The 17,927-nt window shown below is 72.4% G+C and carries 14 protein-coding genes; 10 read left to right on the forward strand and 4 right to left on the reverse strand.

All coding sequences use genetic code 11. The features are described from left to right. The first annotated feature begins 102 nt into the window (after positions 1-102). From ACFVTF_RS28075 to ACFVTF_RS28085, 3 genes are all read left to right on the forward strand, one after another. Complete coding sequence (locus tag ACFVTF_RS28075; protein ID WP_387817198.1) at positions 103-927, forward strand: ABC transporter ATP-binding protein; 825 nt, start codon at positions 103-105, stop codon at positions 925-927. After that, positions 917-1,792 carry an ABC transporter permease gene (locus ACFVTF_RS28080; RefSeq protein WP_371519052.1) on the forward strand — a complete coding sequence of 292 codons (876 nt, stop codon included), beginning with the start codon at positions 917-919 and terminating at the stop codon, positions 1,790-1,792. Before ACFVTF_RS28075 ends, ACFVTF_RS28080 begins: the two co-directional genes overlap by 11 nt. A 133-nt stretch (positions 1,793-1,925) precedes the next feature. Further along, the gene (locus ACFVTF_RS28085) at positions 1,926-3,002 is read left to right on the forward strand and encodes an ABC transporter substrate-binding protein (RefSeq protein ID WP_371519053.1); all 1,077 of its coding nucleotides are present in this window, start codon (positions 1,926-1,928) and stop codon (positions 3,000-3,002) included. Between the two features lie 150 nt (positions 3,003-3,152). Here ACFVTF_RS28085 and ACFVTF_RS28090 read toward each other — a convergent pair whose 3' ends face one another. Together ACFVTF_RS28090 and ACFVTF_RS28095 are read right to left on the reverse strand one after the other, a co-directional pair. Beyond that, the gene (locus tag ACFVTF_RS28090; protein ID WP_371519054.1) at positions 3,153-4,055 is read right to left on the reverse strand and encodes a sucrase ferredoxin; all 903 of its coding nucleotides are present in this window, start codon (positions 4,053-4,055) and stop codon (positions 3,153-3,155) included. Positions 4,056-4,150: 95 nt separating this feature from the next. After that, entirely contained in the window at positions 4,151-6,601 is a 2,451-nt protein-coding gene (locus ACFVTF_RS28095) for a DNA topoisomerase (ATP-hydrolyzing) subunit A (RefSeq protein WP_371519055.1), read from the reverse strand. Between the two features lie 250 nt (positions 6,602-6,851). On the opposite strand from ACFVTF_RS28095, the gene ACFVTF_RS28100 reads away from it, so the two are divergent. From ACFVTF_RS28100 to ACFVTF_RS28110, 3 genes are all read left to right on the forward strand, one after another. Continuing rightward, a complete protein-coding gene (locus tag ACFVTF_RS28100) occupies positions 6,852-8,213 on the forward strand; it encodes a M16 family metallopeptidase (protein WP_371519056.1) in 1,362 nt (453 codons plus the stop codon). Positions 8,214-8,233: 20 nt separating this feature from the next. Next, complete coding sequence (locus ACFVTF_RS28105; protein WP_387817210.1) at positions 8,234-9,598, forward strand: M16 family metallopeptidase; 1,365 nt, start codon at positions 8,234-8,236, stop codon at positions 9,596-9,598. A gap of 316 nt (positions 9,599-9,914) precedes the next feature. After that, positions 9,915-11,108, forward strand: coding sequence for an RtcB family protein (locus tag ACFVTF_RS28110; protein WP_387817199.1), 1,194 nt, complete (start codon positions 9,915-9,917; stop codon positions 11,106-11,108). Between the two features lie 62 nt (positions 11,109-11,170). Here the strand turns inward: ACFVTF_RS28110 and ACFVTF_RS28115 are convergent, their stop codons facing one another. Further along, positions 11,171-11,452: an HPr family phosphocarrier protein gene (locus ACFVTF_RS28115; RefSeq protein ID WP_030057672.1), complete on the reverse strand. Its 282-nt coding sequence runs from the start codon at positions 11,450-11,452 to the stop codon at positions 11,171-11,173. A 218-nt stretch (positions 11,453-11,670) separates the two neighbouring features. On the opposite strand from ACFVTF_RS28115, the gene ACFVTF_RS28120 reads away from it, so the two are divergent. From ACFVTF_RS28120 to ACFVTF_RS28135, 4 genes are all read left to right on the forward strand, one after another. Then, the gene (locus tag ACFVTF_RS28120; RefSeq protein WP_371519058.1) at positions 11,671-14,511 is read left to right on the forward strand and encodes a GNAT family N-acetyltransferase; all 2,841 of its coding nucleotides are present in this window, start codon (positions 11,671-11,673) and stop codon (positions 14,509-14,511) included. 92 nt (positions 14,512-14,603) lie between these two features. Beyond that, on the forward strand, positions 14,604-15,203 hold the full coding sequence (locus ACFVTF_RS28125) for a DUF5998 family protein (protein ID WP_063349374.1): 600 nt from the start codon (positions 14,604-14,606) through the stop codon (positions 15,201-15,203). 35 nt (positions 15,204-15,238) lie between these two features. Further along, positions 15,239-16,426, forward strand: a complete 1,188-nt coding sequence (locus tag ACFVTF_RS28130) for a nucleotide pyrophosphatase/phosphodiesterase family protein (RefSeq protein WP_350880071.1) — start codon at positions 15,239-15,241, stop codon at positions 16,424-16,426. Between the two features lie 61 nt (positions 16,427-16,487). Then, positions 16,488-17,141, forward strand: coding sequence for a thymidine kinase (locus tag ACFVTF_RS28135; protein ID WP_063349376.1), 654 nt, complete (start codon positions 16,488-16,490; stop codon positions 17,139-17,141). Between the two features lie 17 nt (positions 17,142-17,158). On the opposite strand, the gene ACFVTF_RS28140 is transcribed toward ACFVTF_RS28135, so the two are convergent. Further along, on the reverse strand, positions 17,159-17,899 hold the full coding sequence (locus tag ACFVTF_RS28140; protein ID WP_387817211.1) for a VOC family protein: 741 nt from the start codon (positions 17,897-17,899) through the stop codon (positions 17,159-17,161). Positions 17,900-17,927: the final 28 nt, after the last annotated feature.

The raw sequence follows: 17,927 nt of genomic DNA on the forward strand, positions 1-17,927 counted from the left end.
ACACCCCTCAATGCGGAGAAACCGCAGTACGCCGAGAAGGCTCCCGCCCGGGCCCGGCCCGCTCCTACCTTTCCGGGGCAAGCACAGACCCGGGAGGATCGAATGAGCACAACCCCGGCGATCGAGCTGACTGGCGCGACGAAACGGTTCCGCACCCCGTCCGGGGCCCTGCACACCGCCGTCCGTGATCTCGATCTGACCGTCGCCCAAGGCGAGTTCGTCGCCGTCGTCGGGCCCACCGGCTGCGGCAAGTCCACCACGCTGACCCTGGTCAGCGGTCTGGAGGAGCCCACCGAGGGCGAGGTCCGGGTGGACGGCGAGCCCGTCCGCGGGATCCACCCCAAGGTCGGTTTCGTCTTCCAGCAGGACGCCGTCTTCCCCTGGCGCACCGTCCTGTCCAACGTGATGGCCGGGCCGCGCTTCCGCGGCGTGCCCACCGCCGAGGCCAGGGAACGGGCCCGGGACTGGCTGGGCCGCGTCGGCCTCGCCGCCTTCGAGGACCGCTACCCGCACCAGCTGTCCGGCGGCATGCGCAAGCGCGTCGCGCTCGCCCAGACCTTCGTCAACGACCCGGACATCCTGCTGATGGACGAGCCGTTCTCGGCGCTGGACGTGCAGACCCGCGCCCTGATGTCCGACCAGCTGCTGGAGCTGTGGGCCGGGACCAGGGCCTCCGGGAACGCCGCGTCGGTCGTCTTCGTCACCCACGACCTGGACGAGGCCATCGCCCTCGCCGACCGGGTCGTCGTCATGACGGCCGGACCGGCCACCGTCAAGGAGATCTTCACCGTCGACCTGCCACGACCGCGCACCGTGGAAGCCGTACGGCTGGAACCGAGGTTCGTCGAGCTGTACCGCGAGATCTGGGCCTCGCTCGGCGAAGAGGTACGCATCACCCGGGAGAGAGGAGCGGGTCGTGCCGCTTGAGACCGCGTCGGCCGTCACCGACAAGCCCCCGGCGGCCGCCCCCGCCAGCCGTACCGAGGCCCGCGAACGAGCCGCCCGCAACCGGAGGCTGACCGTCTACGGGGCCCGGGTCGCCGTCCTGGTCGCCTTCCTCGGACTGTGGGAGGTCTGCGCCCGCACCGACGTCATCGACCCGTTCAACTTCTCGCAGCCGTCGAGGATCTGGGACCAGATCTGGCAGTGGATCACCCACGGCACCGCGCAGGGCTCGCTCGGCGAACAGATCGGCTACACCCTCTACGAGGCCCTCACCGGCTGGGTGATCGGCGTCATCTGCGGTGTGCTGCTCGGCATCGCGCTCGGCCGGGTCCGCTTCCTGGCCGACGTGTTCGGGCCCTACATCAAGGTGCTCAACGCCATCCCGCGGATCGTGCTCGCCCCGATCTTCCTGATCTGGTTCGGCCTCGGCCCGGCCTCCAAGGTCGCCTCCGCCGTCGTCCTGGTGTTCTTCCCGGTGTTCTTCAACGCCTTCCAGGGCGCCCGCGAGGTGGACCGCAACCTCGTCTCCAACGCCCGCATCCTCGGCGCCGACGGCCGCAAGGTCACCCTCCAGGTGGTCATCCCCGCCGCCACCACCTGGATCTTCACCAGCCTGCACGTCAGCTTCGGCTTCGCCCTGATCGGGGCCATCGTCGGCGAGTACATCGGCGCCACCAAGGGCCTCGGCCTGCTCGTCGCCGCCGCCCAGGGCACCTTCAACGCGGCCGGCGTGTACGCCGCCATGACCATCCTCGCCGTCGTGGCGCTGCTCACCGAGGGGCTGCTGACCTTCGCCGAGACGAAGCTGTTCCGCTGGAAGCCCGCAGACACGGGCGACGGCCGCTGAACCCCCCTGCGTCGCTGCCCCTTGGCCGCTGAACCCCACCCCCTGCGTCGCGAACCCCCTGCGTCGCGAACCCCCCGCTTCGCTGACCCCCCTGCGCCGCTGATCCCCCTCGCAGAGAGAGGCACCCCCACCCATGCGCCCGAACCCGATCGGCAGACCCGCCGCGGCCGCCCTCGCCGCCGTCCTGCTCCTCCCGCTCTCCGCCTGCGCCAACGACGCCGCCACGACCACCCACGGCGCCGCCGCCCCGGCCGGCCGGCAGGTCGACGGACCCAAGGTCAAGATCATGGTCGGTGGCCTGGACAAGGTCATCTACCTGCCCGCGATGCTCACCCAGCGGCTCGGCTTCTTCGCCGACGCCGGCGTCAACGTCGAGCTGATGAGCGAGCCCGCCGGCGTCAACGCCACCACCGCGCTGCTCGCCGGCGACGTCCAGGGCGCCGTCGGCTTCTACGACCACACCATCGACCTCCAGGCCAAGGGCAAGATCGTCGAGTCCGTGGTGCAGTTCTCCCAGGCCCCCGGCGAGGTCGAACTCGTCTCCACCAAGCAGGCCGACGCCATCAAGTCCGGTGCCGACTTCAAGGGCAAGAAGCTCGGCGTCACCAGCATCGGTTCCTCCACCGACTTCCTCACCAAGTACCTCGCCGTCAAGAACGGCACGGCCGTCAGCGAGTTCAGCCCGATCGCGGTCGGCGCCGGCCAGACCTTCATCGCCGCGCTCCAACAGGGCAGCATCGACGGCGGGATGACCACCGACCCGACCGTCGCCAACGTCCTCGACAAGGGCCTCGGCAAGATCCTCTACGACATGCGCACCCCCGAGGGCTCCCGCGACGCCCTCGGCGGCCTCTACCCGTCGTCCTCGCTCTACATGAACACCGACTGGGTGGAGAAGAACAAGGACACCACCCAGAAGCTCGCCAACGCCTTCGTCAAGACCCTCAAGTGGATGTCCACGCACAGCCCCGAGGAGATCGCCGCGAAGATGCCCGCCGACTACGCGCAGGGCGGCGCCGAGCAGTACGCGGCCGCGATCAAGGCGACCCTGCCGATGTTCACCACCGACGGCGTGATGCCGGCCGACGGCCCCAAGACCGTCCTCGCCGTCCTCGCCGCCTTCCACCCGGACGTCAAGGGCAAGGAGGGCAGCATCGACCTCTCCCGCACCTACACCACCGAGTTCGTCGGCAAGGCCGTCACCGGCTGAGCCGACACCGACGTGACGGCCCCGCGCACCTCCGTGGACAGCAGGCGCGGGGCCGCCCGCGCGCTCCGGTCCCGCGCTCACCCCCACGGGCGCGGGGCCGCCCGCGTGCTCCCGACCTGCTGAAGGCCCTGCCGGCGCGCTTCCGTCCCGTTACTGGCCCCGCACCGAGAGCACGTCCATCCGCGACGGCGTCCCCGCCGCCTTGCCGCAGCTCTCCGGACGCGCCGGCTCGCTCACCGCCTCGATCACGTCCACCTCCCAGGCCCGGCCGTCCTCGTGCAGCACCGAGACCAGCCAGCGGCCCGCGCCGTCCGGCCGCTGGGTCAGCGTCAGCGCGCCCACGCCGGTCTCCCCGGTCGCCAGCCGCACCGCGTGCTCGGCCGCCTGGCCCGGACGCTCCCAGCCCGAACAGCCCCGCGACCAGGCCGGCACCATGTGCCCGGCCGCCGTCGCCGCCAGCACCTCCTTGGCCGCCTCCGCCGTCAGCCGCCCGTACGCGTAGCCGTACGGCAGCACCAGCATCGTGGGGGAGAAGCGGTGCCCGCCCAGATGCGTCACCTCCCACACCTCGCTGTGCCCGGCCGCCGCCAGCTCCGCCGCCAACGGGCGGCCCAGCAGCGCGCAACAGCGGTCCCGCCGCCCGTTGGTGCACACCAGCGCCAACGGGCCGCCGACGTGCTCCACCCCGAAACCGCCGTGGTCGCCGGCGCCCAGCGCCGCGAAGTCCAGCTCCAGCAGCTCCGCCGGATCGGCCACCTCCGCCCGGCGCACCCAGCCGCGACCCGGCACCGTGTGCGCCACGACCACCTCGTGCCGCGCCGTCGGCAGGCAGTCCGCGTGCCGACCCGGCCGCCGGATCAGCGCCACCCGCACCCCGGTGCCCGCCGCGGCCGCGTCCAGCGCCCGCCCCGTCGCCGGGTCCAGATGGCTCTCCCCGAGCGCCTTCGCGCCCCACGGCCCGTTCTGCTCCACCAGCAGCCACGTGGTCGCCACCGCGGCGGTGGCGGTCAGCGGCTCCGAAAGTTCACGCGACAGCGTCGCACAGGTGCTCACCCGGGCAAGGCTACCCTCGGCACCCGCCGCGCCCCGGAACGACGGAGGAGGGGCGCCGGACCGCTCCGGCACCCCTCCTCCACCACGCCCGCGCCCTACGCCGGGCCGGCCACCACCGCGATCGGAGCCGTCACCGGCGTGCCCGAACCGTCACGGCGCGGGTCGCGCTCCGGCAGGTCCACCGGCACGCCCTTGTCCGACGCCGCCCGGGCCGGGGCCACACCCGCCCAGGCGAACGTCAGACCGTCCTCACCACGCAGGAACCGCTGGCAGCGCACACCGCCCGTCGCCCGGCCCTTGCGCGGGTACTGCTCGAACGGCGTCACCTTCCACGACGACTGCTCCTCGCCGGTCAGCGTCCCCGACGCCCCCGCCACCGAGACCACCACCGCGTCCGACGCCGGATCCACCGCCGTGAACGACAGCACCCGCGCCCCGTCGGAGAGCTTGATCCCCGCCATGCCGCCCGCCGGACGGCCCTGCGGGCGCACCTGCCCCGCCGGATAGCGCAGCAGCTGCGCGTCCGAAGCGATGAAGACCAAGTCCTCCTCGCCGGTGCGCAGTTCGACCGCGCCCACCAGCTCGTCACCCTCCTTGAGGGCGATCACCTCGAACTCGTCCTTGTTCGCCGGCCACTCCGGCACCACCCGCTTCACCACGCCCTGCAGCGTGCCCAGCGCCAGCCCCGGCGAGGACTCGTCCAGCGTGGTCAGCGCCAGCGCCCGCTCCCCGGCCTCCAACCGCAGGAACTCGCCCACCGCAGCCCCGCCGGCCAGCGTCGGCGACGGCGTCGGCGGCAGCGCCGGCAGATCGATCACCGGCAGCCGCAGCACCCGGCCCGCCGACGTCACCACACCGACGTCCGCCCGCGCCGTCGCCGGCACCGCCGACACGATCACATCGTGCTTCGACCGCTTCTCCGACAGCTCGAACGGCTCCCCGTCCGCCGTCCGCGCCAGCAGGCCCGTCGACGACAGCAGCACCCGGCACGGGTCGTCCGCCACCTCCAGCGGCACCGACAGCGCCGCCGACGGCGCCGCCCCCGCCTCCAGCAGCACCGTCCGCCGCTCCGTCCCGAACTGCTTCGCCACCGCGCCGAGTTCGGACGACACCACGCTGCGCAGCCGGGAGTCCGAGTCCAGGATCTCGGTCAGCTCCGCGATCTCCGCGTTCAGCTTCGCCTTCTCCTGCTCCAGCTCCACCCGGTCGAACCGGGTCAGCCGCCGCAGCGGAGTGTCCAGGATGTACGCCGTCTGCGTCTCCGACAGCGAGAAGCGCTCCATCAGGCGCTCCTTCGCCTGCCCCGCGTTGTCACTCGACCGGATGATCGCGATGACCTCGTCGATGTCGAGCAGCGCGACCAGCAGACCGTCGACCAGGTGCAGCCGCTCCTCCCGCTTGCGCCGGCGGAAGTCGCTGCGCCGCCGCACCACGGTGAACCGGTGGTCGACGTAGACCTCCAGCAGCTCCTTCAGCCCCAGCGTCAGCGGCTGGCCGTCCACCAGCGCCACGTTGTTGATGCCGAAGGTCTCCTCCATCGGCGTCAGCTTGTACAGCTGCTCCAGCAGCGCCTCCGGCACGAAGCCGTTCTTCACCTCGATCACCAGCCGCAGCCCGTGCTCGCGGTCGGTCAGGTCCTTGACGTCCGCGATGCCCTGCAGCTTCTTCGCGTTGACCAGGTCCTTGATCTTCGAAATGACCTTCTCCGGGCCGACGTTGTACGGCAGCTCGGTCACCACGATGCCCTTGCGGCGCGCCGTCACCGCCTCCACCGTCGTCGTCGCCCGGATCTTGAACGTGCCGCGGCCCGACTCGTACGCGTCCCGGATCCCCGACAGGCCCACGATCCGCCCGCCCGTCGGCAGGTCCGGACCGGGCACGAACCGCATCAGCGTGTCCAGGTCCGCGGTCGGGTGCTTGATCAGGTGCCGGGCCGCCGCCACCACCTCGGACAGGTTGTGCGGCGGCATGTTCGTCGCCATGCCGACCGCGATGCCCGTCGCGCCGTTCACCAGCAGGTTCGGGAACGCCGCCGGCAGCGCCAACGGCTCCTGCTCGCTGCCGTCGTAGTTCGGACCGAAGTCGACGGTGTCCTCGTGGATCGACTCCACCATCGCCATCGACGCCGCCGTCAGCCGCGACTCCGTGTAGCGCATCGCCGCCGGCGGGTCGTCGTTGCCCAGCGAACCGAAGTTCCCGTGGCCGTCGATCAGCGGCAGCCGCATCGAGAACGGCTGCGCCATCCGGACGACCGAGTCGTAGATCGACGCGTCGCCGTGCGGGTGCAGCCGGCCCATCACCTCGCCCACCACACGGGCGCACTTCACGTGTGCGCGGTCCGGCCGCAGGCCCATCTCGTTGGCCTGGTACAGGATCCGGCGGTGCACCGGCTTCAGACCGTCCCGCGCGTCCGGAAGCGCACGCGAGTAGATCACCGAGTAGGCGTACTCCAGGAAGGAGCCCTGCATCTCGTCCACGACGTCGACATCGAGGATCCGCTCCTCGAAGTCTCCGGGCGGCGGGGTCTGCGAACTGCGGCGGGCCATCGCGGCGGGGCTCCCTTACGTCTCGCTTGCTGTGTCTCGGTCAGTCTCTGACGTCCATCCGCCGACCCCCGTCAACAGGGCTCGGCGCCCCCATTGTGGACCCTCGCGCCGACACTCCCGGCCAGCGCCCCTCTTCCGCCCCTGGCGAACGCCCCGTCTGCGCGGGACACGAACACGCCCCCCGCGCGTTGCACCACAATGGGGGACGCCACACGAACCCCGACATCGACGACGGGAAGGACCCGAGCGCATGGCCAACCCGGCCCCCGCATCCGCCTCCACCGGAGGACATGGCGCCGCCATCGCCATCACCGAGCACCGCCTGGCCAACGGCCTGCGCGTCGTCCTCTCCGAGGACCACCTCACCCCGGTCGCCGCGGTCTGCCTCTGGTACGACGTGGGCTCCCGCCACGAGGTCAAGGGCCGCACCGGCCTCGCCCACCTCTTCGAGCACCTCATGTTCCAGGGCTCCGCCAACGTCTCCAACAACGGGCACTTCGAGCTCGTCCAGGGCGCCGGCGGCTCGCTCAACGGCACCACCAGCTTCGAGCGCACCAACTACTTCGAGACCATGCCCGCCCACCAGCTGGAGCTCGCCCTCTGGCTGGAGGCCGACCGCATGGGCTCGCTGCTCGCCGCCCTCGACGAGACGTCCATGGAGAACCAGCGCGACGTCGTCAAGAACGAGCGCCGCCAGCGCTACGACAACGTCCCCTACGGCACCGCCTTCGAGAAGCTCACCGCGCTCTCGTTCCCCGACGGCCACCCGTACCACCACACCCCGATCGGCTCCATGGCCGACCTCGACGCCGCCACCCTCGACGACGCCCGCGCGTTCTTCCGCACCTACTACGCGCCCAACAACGCCGTCCTCACCGTCGTCGGCGACATCGACCCCGAGCAGACCATCGCCTGGGTCGAGAAGTACTTCGGCAGCATCCCCGCCCACGACGGCAAGCAGCCGCCGCGCTCCGGCGAACTCCCCGACACCATCGGCAGCGAACTGCGCGAGCACGTCCACGAGGACGTCCCCTCCCGCGCCCTGATGGCCGCCTACCGCCTCCCGCACGACGGCACCCGCGACGCCGACGCCGCCGACCTCGCCCTCACCATCCTCGGCAGCGGCGAGTCCAGCCGCCTCTACAACCGGCTCGTCCGCCGCGACCGCACCGCCGTCGCCGCCGGCTTCGGCCTGCTCCGCCTCGCCGGCGCCCCCAGCCTCGGCTGGCTCGACGTCAAGACCTCCGGCGACGCCACCATCGAGCAGATCGACGCCGCCGTCGACGAGGAACTCGCCCGCTTCGCCGCCGAAGGCCCCACCCCCGAGGAACTCGAACGGGCCCAGGCCCAGATCGAGCGCGAATGGCTCGACCGGCTCACCACCGTCGCCGGCCGCGCCGACGAACTCTGCCGCTACGCCGTCCTGTTCGGTGACCCGAAGCTCCTCAACGACGCCCTCCCCAAGGTCCTCGACATCACCGCCGAGGAGGTCCAGGCCGTCGCCAAGGCCCGGCTCCACCCCGACAACCGGGCCGTCCTCGTCTACGAGCCCACCACGGCCGACGACACCGACGCCCCCGCCGCCACCGATGAGGAGGGTGCCGCCGCATGAGCACCGACTACGTCCCCGCCATGACGTTCCACCCCCAGCCCGAGCCCGGCACCCCCAGCCCCTGGGCCTTCCCCGCCCCCGAGCGCGCCGCCCTCGGCAACGGCATCACCGTCCTGCACTGCCACCGGCCCGGCCAGCAGCTCGTCGCCGTCGAGGTCCTGCTCGACGCCCCGCTCGCCGCCGAACCCGAGGGCCTCGACGGCATCGCCGCCATCCTCGCCCGCGCCCTCAACGAGGGCACCGACACCCTCACCGCCGAGGAGTTCGCCGCCGAACTCGAACGCGCCGGGGCCACCCTCGACGCCCACGCCGACCACCCGTGCATCCGGGTCGCCCTGGAGGTCCCCGCCTCCCGGCTCCAGCGCGGCCTCACCCTGCTCGCCGACGCCCTGCGCGCCCCCGCCCTCCCCGCCGAGGAGATCGAGCGCCTGGTCGCCAACCGCCTGGACGAGATCGTCCACGAGCAGGCCAACCCCGCCCGGCGCGCCGCCAAGGCCCTCTACGCCGAGCTCTTCGACGGCGCCGACCGCCTCTCCCGGCCCCGCAGCGGCACCGCCGACACGGTCAAGTCGATCGACCGGGCCGCCGTCAAGGCCTTCTACGACGCCCACGTGCGCCCCGCCACCACCACCGTCGTGGTGGTCGGCGACCTCACCGGCGTCGAGCTGCCCGCCCTCCTGGAGAGCACCCTCGGCACCTGGACCGGCAACACCGCCGAAGCCTCCGCCCACGCCCCCGTCACCGCCGACGACCGCGGCCGCGTCGTCATCGTCGACCGGCCCGGCTCCGTCCAGACCCAACTCCTCATCGGCCGCATCGGCCCCGACCGCCACGACCCCGTCTGGGCCGCCCAGATCCTCGGCACCTACTGCCTCGGCGGCACCCTCACCTCCCGCCTCGACCGCGTCCTGCGCGAGGAGAAGGGCTACACCTACGGCGTCCGCTCCTTCGCCCAGCCGCTGCGCTCCGCCGCCGACGGCAGCGGCCGCTCGCTGCTCGCCATCAGCGGCTCGGTGGACACCGCCTCCACCGCCCCGGCGCTCGCCGACACCTGGACCATCCTGCGCACCCTCGCCGCCGAGGGCCTCACCGACGCCGAGCGCGACGAGGCCGTGCAGTTCCTGGTCGGCGTCGCCCCGCTGAAGTACGAGACCGCGGGCTCGGTCGCCGGCACCCTGGCCGACCAGGTCGAGCAGCACCTCGCGGACGACTACCAGGCCGAGGTCTACCGGCAGCTCGCCGAACTGCCCACCGCCGCCGCCACCGAGGCCGTCGTCGCCGCCTTCCCGCCGGACCGCCTGGTCACCGTGCTGGTCGGCGACGCCGCCGTCATCGCCGACGACGTGCGGGCCCTCGGCATCGGCGAGGTCACCGTCGTCAGCTGACCCGCCGTTTCCCGCGCGGCCCGGTGGAGCACCCGCTCCGCCGGGCCGTCGCGTTGTTAAATCCGTTGCGGGCCAGCGGCGTTCCGTGGATAGATATCCCCGGCACACACGGACGAACGACGACGAACGACGACGAACGAAGGGAGGCGGTCACCATGCGGGTCGAGCGAGCCATACGCCGACGCTCCCCGAGGCCGTCCTCCCCCTGTGCCCAGGGCGCCTGAGCCCCACCCCCTGAACTTCCCCGAGCCGCACCGGGCTTCTGCGCGCGGCACCCCCTTGCCCGAACCACCCGACCGCTGGAGGTCGTTCAACCATGACGTACACCGAGGTGCCCGGAATCCGGGTCCCGATCCGGATGTGGACCGACCCGGCCACCGTCGAGGGCCAGGCCCTGCAGCAGCTGCGCAACATCAGCTCCCTGCCCTGGCTGCACGGCCTCGCCGTGATGCCCGACGTCCACCTGGGCAAGGGCGCGACCGTCGGTTCCGTCATCGCCATGAAGGGCGCCGTCTGCCCGGCGGCGGTCGGCGTCGACATCGGCTGCGGAATGAGCGCGGTGAAGACCTCCCTCACCGCCGAGGACCTCCCCGACGACCTCTCCCGCCTCCGCTCCAAGATCGAGCAGGCCATCCCGGTCGGCCGCGGCCTCCACACCGACCCCGTCGACCCCACCAAGCTGCACGGCCTCCGGACGGCGGGCTGGGACGACTTCTGGCACCGCTTCGACGGCGTGGCCGGGGAGGTCAAGTGGCGCCGCGAGCGGGCGATGCAGCAGATGGGGACGCTCGGATCCGGCAACCACTTTTGCGAGGTTTGCGTCGATACATCCGGTTCTGTGTGGCTGATGCTGCACTCCGGCTCGCGCAACATCGGCAAGGAACTGGCTGAGCACCACATGGGTGTCGCCCGCTCGCTGCCGCACAATCAGGGCCTGATCGACCGGGACCTCGCGGTCTTCATCGCGGAGACCCCGCAGATGGCTGCCTACCGGCAGGACCTCTTCTGGGCCCAGGAGTACGCCAAGAACAACCGCGCGGTGATGACGGCGCTGTTCCAGGACGTCGTCCGCCGCGAGTTCACCAAGGCGAAGGTCACCTTCGACGAGGTCATCAGCTGCCACCACAACTACGTGGCGGAGGAGACGTACGACGGTGTCGACCTGCTCGTGACCCGCAAGGGCGCGATCAGGGCCGGTGCGGGCGACTACGGGATCATCCCCGGCTCGATGGGCACCGGCTCCTACATCGTCCGCGGTCTCGGCAACGAGGCGGCGTTCAACTCGGCCTCGCACGGCGCCGGCCGCAAGATGAGCCGGACTGCGGCGAAGAAGCGTTTCTCCACGCAGGACCTGGTGGAGCAGACCAAGGGTGTGGAGTGCCGCAAGGACAGTGGCGTCGTGGACGAGATCCCGGGCGCTTACAAGTCCATCGAGAAGGTCATCGAGCAGCAGAAGGACCTGGTCGAAGTGGTCGCCCACCTCAAGCAGGTCGTCTGCGTGAAGGGCTGATCAACGTCAACAGGGGTGCCGCCACGGTGTGGCGGCACCCCTGTCGGGTCGGTCGAGTTGGCTCAGGCCGCGGCCGGGAGCTCGTCGAGGCCTTCCTGGACGAGCTTGGCGAGGCGGTCGAGGGCGTCGTCGGCGTTCTCGGCGTCGGAGGCGAGGATGACCTCGTCGCCGCCCTGGGCGCCGAGGCCGAGCAGGCCGAGCATGGAGGCGGCGTTGACGGGGTTGCCGCCGGGCTTGGCGATGGTGATCGGCACGCCGGTGGCCGTGACGGCCCGGACGAAGACGGAGGCGGGACGGGCGTGCAGGCCCTCGGCCCAACCGATGGTGACGCGGCGCTCAGCCATGAGACGTGCCTTTCCGGTGAAGCTGGTTACGGCCGTGCTCGGGGAAGCGGCCATGTTGTCTAGACCAGTGTTGCACGCAGGCGGTCCCTGCGAGCCGCTGCGTTCAGGACTTGTGATTGTTTCTTTTCGGGGCATAAGGCGCGGCCGACAGCCCTGCCCACCCTGCAGCCAGTGTGCACCCGGCGCCATTCGGCCCACTGCCGGATAACCTGACGAATGTGGACGACTCCGCAGTGGCGCAGCCCGAGCAGGACCCCGGTGACCGGCGGGAATCCGGACCGGATTACCCCCAGCACTGGGAGGCCGACATCCTGCTGCGGGACGGCGGTACGGCCCGCATCCGGCCGATCACGCCGGAGGACGCGGAGCGTCTGGTGGAGTTCTACGCACAGGTGTCGGACCAGTCCAAGTACTTCCGTTTCTTCGCCCCCTATCCCCGGTTGTCGGAGAAGGACGTCCGCCGTTTCACCCACCACGACTTCGTGGACCGGGTGGCGCTGGCGGTGGTGGTCCGGGACCGTTTCATCGCGACCGTCCGCTACGACCGGATCGACGCGCAGGGCCGTCCGTCCGAGGCCGGGACGGACGCCGAGGTGGCGTTCCTGGTGCAGGACGCCCATCAGGGCCGCGGGGTGGCGTCGGCGCTGCTGGAGCACATCGCGGCGGTGGCGCAGGAGCGCGGGATCCGCCGGTTCCAGGCGGAGGTGCTGCCGGAGAACCGGAAGATGGTGAAGGTCTTCACCGATGCCGGCTACACGCAGCGCCGCAGTTTCGCCGACGGTGTGGTGCACCTGGAGTTCGATCTTGAGCAGACGGACCGTTCGCTCGCGGTGATGCGGGCGCGCGAGCACCGGGCGGAGGCGAAGTCGGTGCAGCGGCTGCTGACCCCGCGGTCGGTGGCGGTGATCGGGGTGTCGCGCAATCCGCAGACGGTGGGCCGGGCGATCCTGCGGGACCTGCTGGGCAGTGCCGACGACACGCGCCCGGTGTACGCGGTGAACCGCAACGCCCCGCCGGGCACCGAGCTGGACGGCGTCCCGGTGCACCGTTCGGTTCTGGACATTCCCGGGCCGGTGGATCTCGCGGTGATCACCGTCCCGGAGGGGGCCGTCCCGGCGGCGGTCGCCGAGTGCGGTGCGCACGGGGTGCAGGGCCTGGTGGTGGTGACCGCCGGGTACGCGGAGACCGGTCCGGAGGGCAGGGACCGCCAGCGCGCGCTGGTGCGCCAGGCGCGGGCGGCGGGGATGCGGGTGATCGGCCCGAACGCCTTCGGCCTGATCAACACCGATCCGGACCGCCCGTTGAACGCCTCGCTGGCTCCGCAGCTGCCGGGCCGGGGCGGGTTCGGGATCTTCTGCCAGTCCGGTGCGATCGGGGTGGCCCTGCTGGAGTCGGCGCACCGCCGGGGCCTGGGGGTGTCCTCCTTCGCCTCGGTGGGCAACCGGTCGGACGTCTCCGGGAACGACTTCCTGCAGTACTGGGCGGAGGACGAGGCCACCGAGGTGGTGCTGCTCTACCTGGAGTCCTTCGGCAACCCGCGCAAGTTCACCCGGATCGCGCGCCGGCTGGCCGCGGTGAAGCCGGTCGTGGTGGTGAAGGGCGCCCGGCACACCGGCAGCCTGCCGCCGGGCCACGCGGTGCCGGCGACCGCGACGGGGCTGCGCGACGCGACGGTGGGCGCGCTGTTCGAGCAGGCGGGCGTGATCAGGGTGGAGACGATCACCGAGCTGTACGACACCGGGGAGCTGCTGGCCCTGCAGCCGCTGCCGCCGGGGGACCGGGTCGCGGTGGTCGGCAACTCGGACTCGCTGGGCCTGCTGACCTACGACGCCTGCCTGAGCGCGGGCCTGCGGCCGCGCACCCCGGTCGACCTGACCACGGCCGCGACGGGCGAGAACTTCCGGATCGCGCTGGACGTGGCGCTGGCCGATCCGGCGGTGGACGCGGTGATCGCGGTGGCGATCCCGCCGATCGGCACGTCCGCGCACGCCTTCATGGGCGGCCGGCTGACCGGCCCGGACGATCCGGAGATGGGTTCGGACGATCCGGAGATCGCCGACGCGCTGCTCGAAGCCAGCCGAAGGGCAAGGGAGTTGGGCAAGCCGTTGGTGCTCGCCCATCTGGCGTTGACCGATCTGCCGGTCCGGCTGCGCCCCGGGGGCGTGCCGGCGTTCGCGGCGCCGGAGCGGGCGGTGCGGGCGCTGGCGCACGCGGTGCACTACGCGCAGTGGCGGCGCCGGACGGCCGTGGCGGAGGAGACGGCCCGGGTGCCCGAGCTGGACCGGATCGACGAGCCGGGTGCCCGCACGCTGGTCGAGGCGGCGTTGAGCACCCGGACGGCGGTCGCCGCGCGGACGCAGCCGGGCGGCGCCCGGATCACCCTGCCGGACGCCGGGGCCCGCGAGCTGCTGGCCCGCTACGGCATCGACGTCTTCCCGGCGCTGCCGGCCCCGGACGAGGAGGCGGCCGTGCGGGCCGCCGCGACGCTCGGCTACCCGGTGGCGTTGAAGGCCACCGCCCCGCACCTGCGCCACCGCCCGGACCTGGGCAGCGTGCGGCTGGACCTGACCGGTGAGCCCGGGCTGCGCCGGGCGCACCGCGAGCTGGACGCGCTGCTGGGCGGTGCGGCGCAGGCGGAGCTGGTGGTGCAGCGGATGGCGCCGCGCGGGGTGGACACCGTGATCGGTGCCACGGTGGATCCGGCGGTCGGCGCGATCCTGTCGTTCGGCCTGGCGGGGGCGCCCGCCGAGCTGCTGGGCGATGTGGCGCACCGCTTGGTCCCGGCGACCGACCAGGAGGTGGCCGGGCTGGTCCGGGAGGTGCGCGCGGCGCCCCTGCTGTTCGGTTGGCGGGGCGCGGAGGCGGTGGACACCGACGCGCTGGAGGAGTTGCTGCTGCGGGTGTCGCAGTTGGTGGACGACGTGCCGGAGATCGCGTCGGTGGATCTCGAACCGGTGGTCGTGGCTCCGTACGGGCTGGCGATCCTGGGGGCGCGGGTGCGGATCGCGCCGCTGCCCGTCCGCAGCGATCTGGGCCCGCGCGCGATGAGCAGCCTGTAACCTTCCTTGGTTGCGCCTGCCTGTGGGCGCTGTTGTCCGAAGCTCGGCGCCGTGCCGCCCGCTTCGTCGGCGGACCATGCCAGGATGGAGTTATGGCGAAGACCGGTACCACCAGCACTCAGGACCTGCGCTCGGCGATCGAGCGCAGCGGTTACTACCCGGCCCTGGTGTCCGAGGCGGTCGAGGCCGCGGTGGGCCCGGAGCCGATCAGCTCCTACCTGGTGCACCAGGAGACGACCTTCGACGCCAACGAGGTGCGTCGGCACGTGACGGTGCTGGTGCTGACCCCGACGCGGTTCGTGGTGAGCCACACCGACGAGCAGTCGGGGGACGCGGGCAGCCCGGCGGTGCCGTTCGCGACGACGTCGACGGAGAGTGTCCGGCTGGACCGGATCGGTTCGGTCGTGCTGAGCCGGATGGTCGCGAACCCGGAGACGTACACGCCGGGGACGCTGCCGCGCGAGGTGGTGCTGACGATCGGCTGGGGTGCGGTGCAGCGGCTGGACCTGGAGCCCGCGGGCTGTTCGGACCCGAACTGCGAGGCTGACCACGGCTACACCGGTTCGGCGACGGCTGACGATCTCTCACTGCGGGTGAGCGAGGCCGGTGACGGCCCGGAGACGGTGGCCCAGGCACTGGTGTTCGCCCGCGCGCTCTCCGACGCGACGATCAGCAACGGCCCGCGGGTCTGAGCGCCGCCGCCTTCGACTGCTACGAATCCGGTTTCATGTCCTTCGCACCCTCCGGCGGCTTCGACGCCTTCGAGATCCTCGACCCGGCCGCGGCTCCCGCGCCCCCGTACGGCAGCGGTTCGCTCTGCGACCTGTTGCCCTCGGTGGCGGCGGGCCTGGGCGTCCCGGGCTTCACCGCGACCCTGCCGATCGCCCCGGCCGACCGGGTGGTGGTGTTCCTGGTGGACGGCCTGGGCTGGGAGCTGCTGCTGCGGCACCCGGAGTACGCGCCGTTCCTGTCCTCGCTGGCCGGGAGCTCGATGGGCGGTTCGGGCCGCCCGCTGACCGCTGGTTTCCCGTCGACCACGGCGACTTCGCTGGCCTCGGTCGGCACCGGCACGCCGCCGGGGCTGCACGGCCTGGCCGGGTACACGGTCGCGGTGCCGGGCGCCGGCTATCTGATGAACCAGCTGCGTTGGCAGCCGCACACCGACCCGCACGTCTGGCAGCCGTACCCGACGGTCTTCGAGCGGACGGACGCCGCCGGGGTGGCGACCGCGCAGGTGTCCTCCCCGCTGTTCTCGCAGACGCCGCTGACCAGGGTGGCGCTGTCCGGCGGCACCTTCCTGGGCCGGACCACGGGCGAGGAGCGGATGGACCTGGCGGCCTCCTGGCTGGCCGAGCACGACCGGGCGCTGGTCTACACGTACGTCAGCGAGCTGGACGGTGCGGGCCACCGCTTCGGGGTGGACTCGGACGAGTGGCGGATGACCCTGGACGCGGTGGACCGGCTGGCCCGCCGGCTGGCCGAGCGGCTGCCGCCGCGTTCGGCGATGTACGTGACCGCGGACCACGGCATGATCGACATCGCGCCGGAGGACCGGATCGACTTCGACGAGGACTGGGAGCTTGGCGCCGGCGTGGCCCTGCTGGGCGGCGAGGGCCGGGCCCGGCACGTGTACGCGGTGCCCGGTGCGGCGGCCGACGTGTTCACGGTCTGGAGCGAGGTGCTGGGCGACCGGATGTGGGTGGCCACCCGGGACCAGGCGATCGCGGCGGGCTGGTTCGGTCCGGCCGTGGACGAGCGGGTGTACGGGCGGATCGGCGACGTGGTGGCCGCGGCGCGGGACGACATCGCGATCACCGCCTCCCGCAACGAGCCGGGCGAGTCCGCGATGATCGGTCTGCACGGTTCGATGACCCCGGTCGAGCAGTTCGTGCCGCTGCTCGAAGTTCGCGGCTGAGCCAGGTACTTGACTCTTCTGTGCCCGAACTCCCCTGATGTGAAAGGCCTTTGCTCCACCCATGGCTGAACTGGTGTTCTTCTCGGGCACGATGGACTGCGGCAAGTCGACGCTGGCGCTGCAGATGGACCACAACCACTCCGCCCGCGGCCGGCAGGGCCTCATCCTGACCCGCCACGACCGGGCCGGCGCGGCGACCATCTCCAGCCGGCTGGGCCTGCGGGCGGACGCGGTCGAGGTGACGGACGACTTCGACTTCCACGCGTACGTGGTGCACCGGCTCTCGGCGGGCGGCCGGGTGGACTACCTGATCTGCGACGAGGCGCAGTTCTTCGCCGCCGAGCAGGTCGACCAGTTGGCCCGGGTGGTGGACGAACTCGACATCGACGCCTACACGTTCGGGATCACCACGGACTTCCGCACCCGGCTGTTCCCCGGCTCCCAGCGGCTGATCGAGCTGGCGGACCGGGTGGAGGTGCTCCAGGTCGAGGCGCTGTGCTGGTGCGGTGCGCGGGCGACGCACAACGCCCGGACGGTGGGCGGGGTGATGGTGGTCGAGGGTGCCCAGGTGGTGGTCGGCGACATCTCGGTGAACGAGGACGAGGTCGGGTACGAGGTGCTCTGCCGCCGGCACCACCGCCGACGGCTGACCGCCGCGACGGCCCGGGCCTCGGTGCTCTCGCCGGACGTGCTGCCCTTCGAGCAGCAGGTCTGAGTCCTGTCCCGGGCGCGCTAGCGGAGTTCCAGCACCGAGAAGTGCCCGCCCTGCGGGTCGGACAGCCGGGCGGTGCGGCCGCGGGCGGTGTCGTGCGGTTCGACCAGGATGCGGCCGCCGAGTCCGACGGCGTGCCGGGCGGTGGCGTCGGCGTCGCGGACGGCGAAGTGGACCCGCCAGCGGGGCGGATGGCCGCGCAGTTCGGCGCGGTGCCGGATGCCGGCGACCGGCCGCCCGTGCACGAGTAGCGCGGACTCGTCGTCGGCGTGCCGGACGGGGCGGTCGAGTACCGCGGTGTAGAAGGCGACGGCGCCGTCGGTGTCGGGGGTGAGCAGTTCGGTCCAGGCCGGTCCGCCGGGTTCGGGCCCGGCCTCCCGGCCGGTGTGCTCCTCGCCCTGCCAGAGGCCGAAGACGGCGCCGGAGACGTCGGCGGCGATGGCCATCCGCCCGGCGCGTTCGGCCTGGAGCGGCCCGACGGCCACGGTTCCGCCGCAGGCGCGCACCAGTTGGGCGGTGTGGTCGGCGTCGTCGACGGCGAAGTAGCTGGTCCACTGCACCGGGAAGCCGGTGGCGGTGGAGACGCCGAGGCCGGCGACCGGTGCCCCGTCGAGTTCGGCGCGGACGTAGGCGCCGAGTTGGCCGGGGCCCGGGGTGTAGGTCCAGCCGAGCAGGTCGGCGTAGAACGCGCGGGCGCCGGCCAGGTCGTCGGTCAGCAGGCTGACCCAGCAGGGGGTGCCCTGGGCCAGTCGGAGTTCCACCGCGGGCAATGCGGGCCTCCTCATGGGT

The sequence above is a fragment of the Kitasatospora sp. NPDC057940 genome, from assembly GCF_042887425.1.
Classification (GTDB): Bacteria; Actinomycetota; Actinomycetes; order Streptomycetales; family Streptomycetaceae; genus Kitasatospora.

Bases quoted from the DNA above. Each gene is read 5' to 3' on its own strand.
- ACFVTF_RS28075 (WP_387817198.1), top strand. From the start codon at position 103: ATGAGCACAACCCCGGCGATCGAGCTGACTGGCGCGACGAAACGGTTC.
- ACFVTF_RS28085 (WP_371519053.1), top strand. From the start codon at position 1,926: ATGCGCCCGAACCCGATCGGCAGACCCGCCGCGGCCGCCCTCGCCGCC.
- ACFVTF_RS28095 (WP_371519055.1), bottom strand. From the start codon at position 6,601: ATGGCCCGCCGCAGTTCGCAGACCCCGCCGCCCGGAGACTTCGAGGAG.
- ACFVTF_RS28100 (WP_371519056.1), top strand. From the start codon at position 6,852: ATGGCCAACCCGGCCCCCGCATCCGCCTCCACCGGAGGACATGGCGCC.
- ACFVTF_RS28105 (WP_387817210.1), top strand. From the start codon at position 8,234: ATGACGTTCCACCCCCAGCCCGAGCCCGGCACCCCCAGCCCCTGGGCC.
- ACFVTF_RS28110 (WP_387817199.1), top strand. From the start codon at position 9,915: ATGACGTACACCGAGGTGCCCGGAATCCGGGTCCCGATCCGGATGTGG.
- ACFVTF_RS28115 (WP_030057672.1), bottom strand. From the start codon at position 11,452: ATGGCTGAGCGCCGCGTCACCATCGGTTGGGCCGAGGGCCTGCACGCC.
- ACFVTF_RS28125 (WP_063349374.1), top strand. From the start codon at position 14,604: ATGGCGAAGACCGGTACCACCAGCACTCAGGACCTGCGCTCGGCGATC.
- ACFVTF_RS28130 (WP_350880071.1), top strand. From the start codon at position 15,239: ATGTCCTTCGCACCCTCCGGCGGCTTCGACGCCTTCGAGATCCTCGAC.
- ACFVTF_RS28135 (WP_063349376.1), top strand. From the start codon at position 16,488: ATGGCTGAACTGGTGTTCTTCTCGGGCACGATGGACTGCGGCAAGTCG.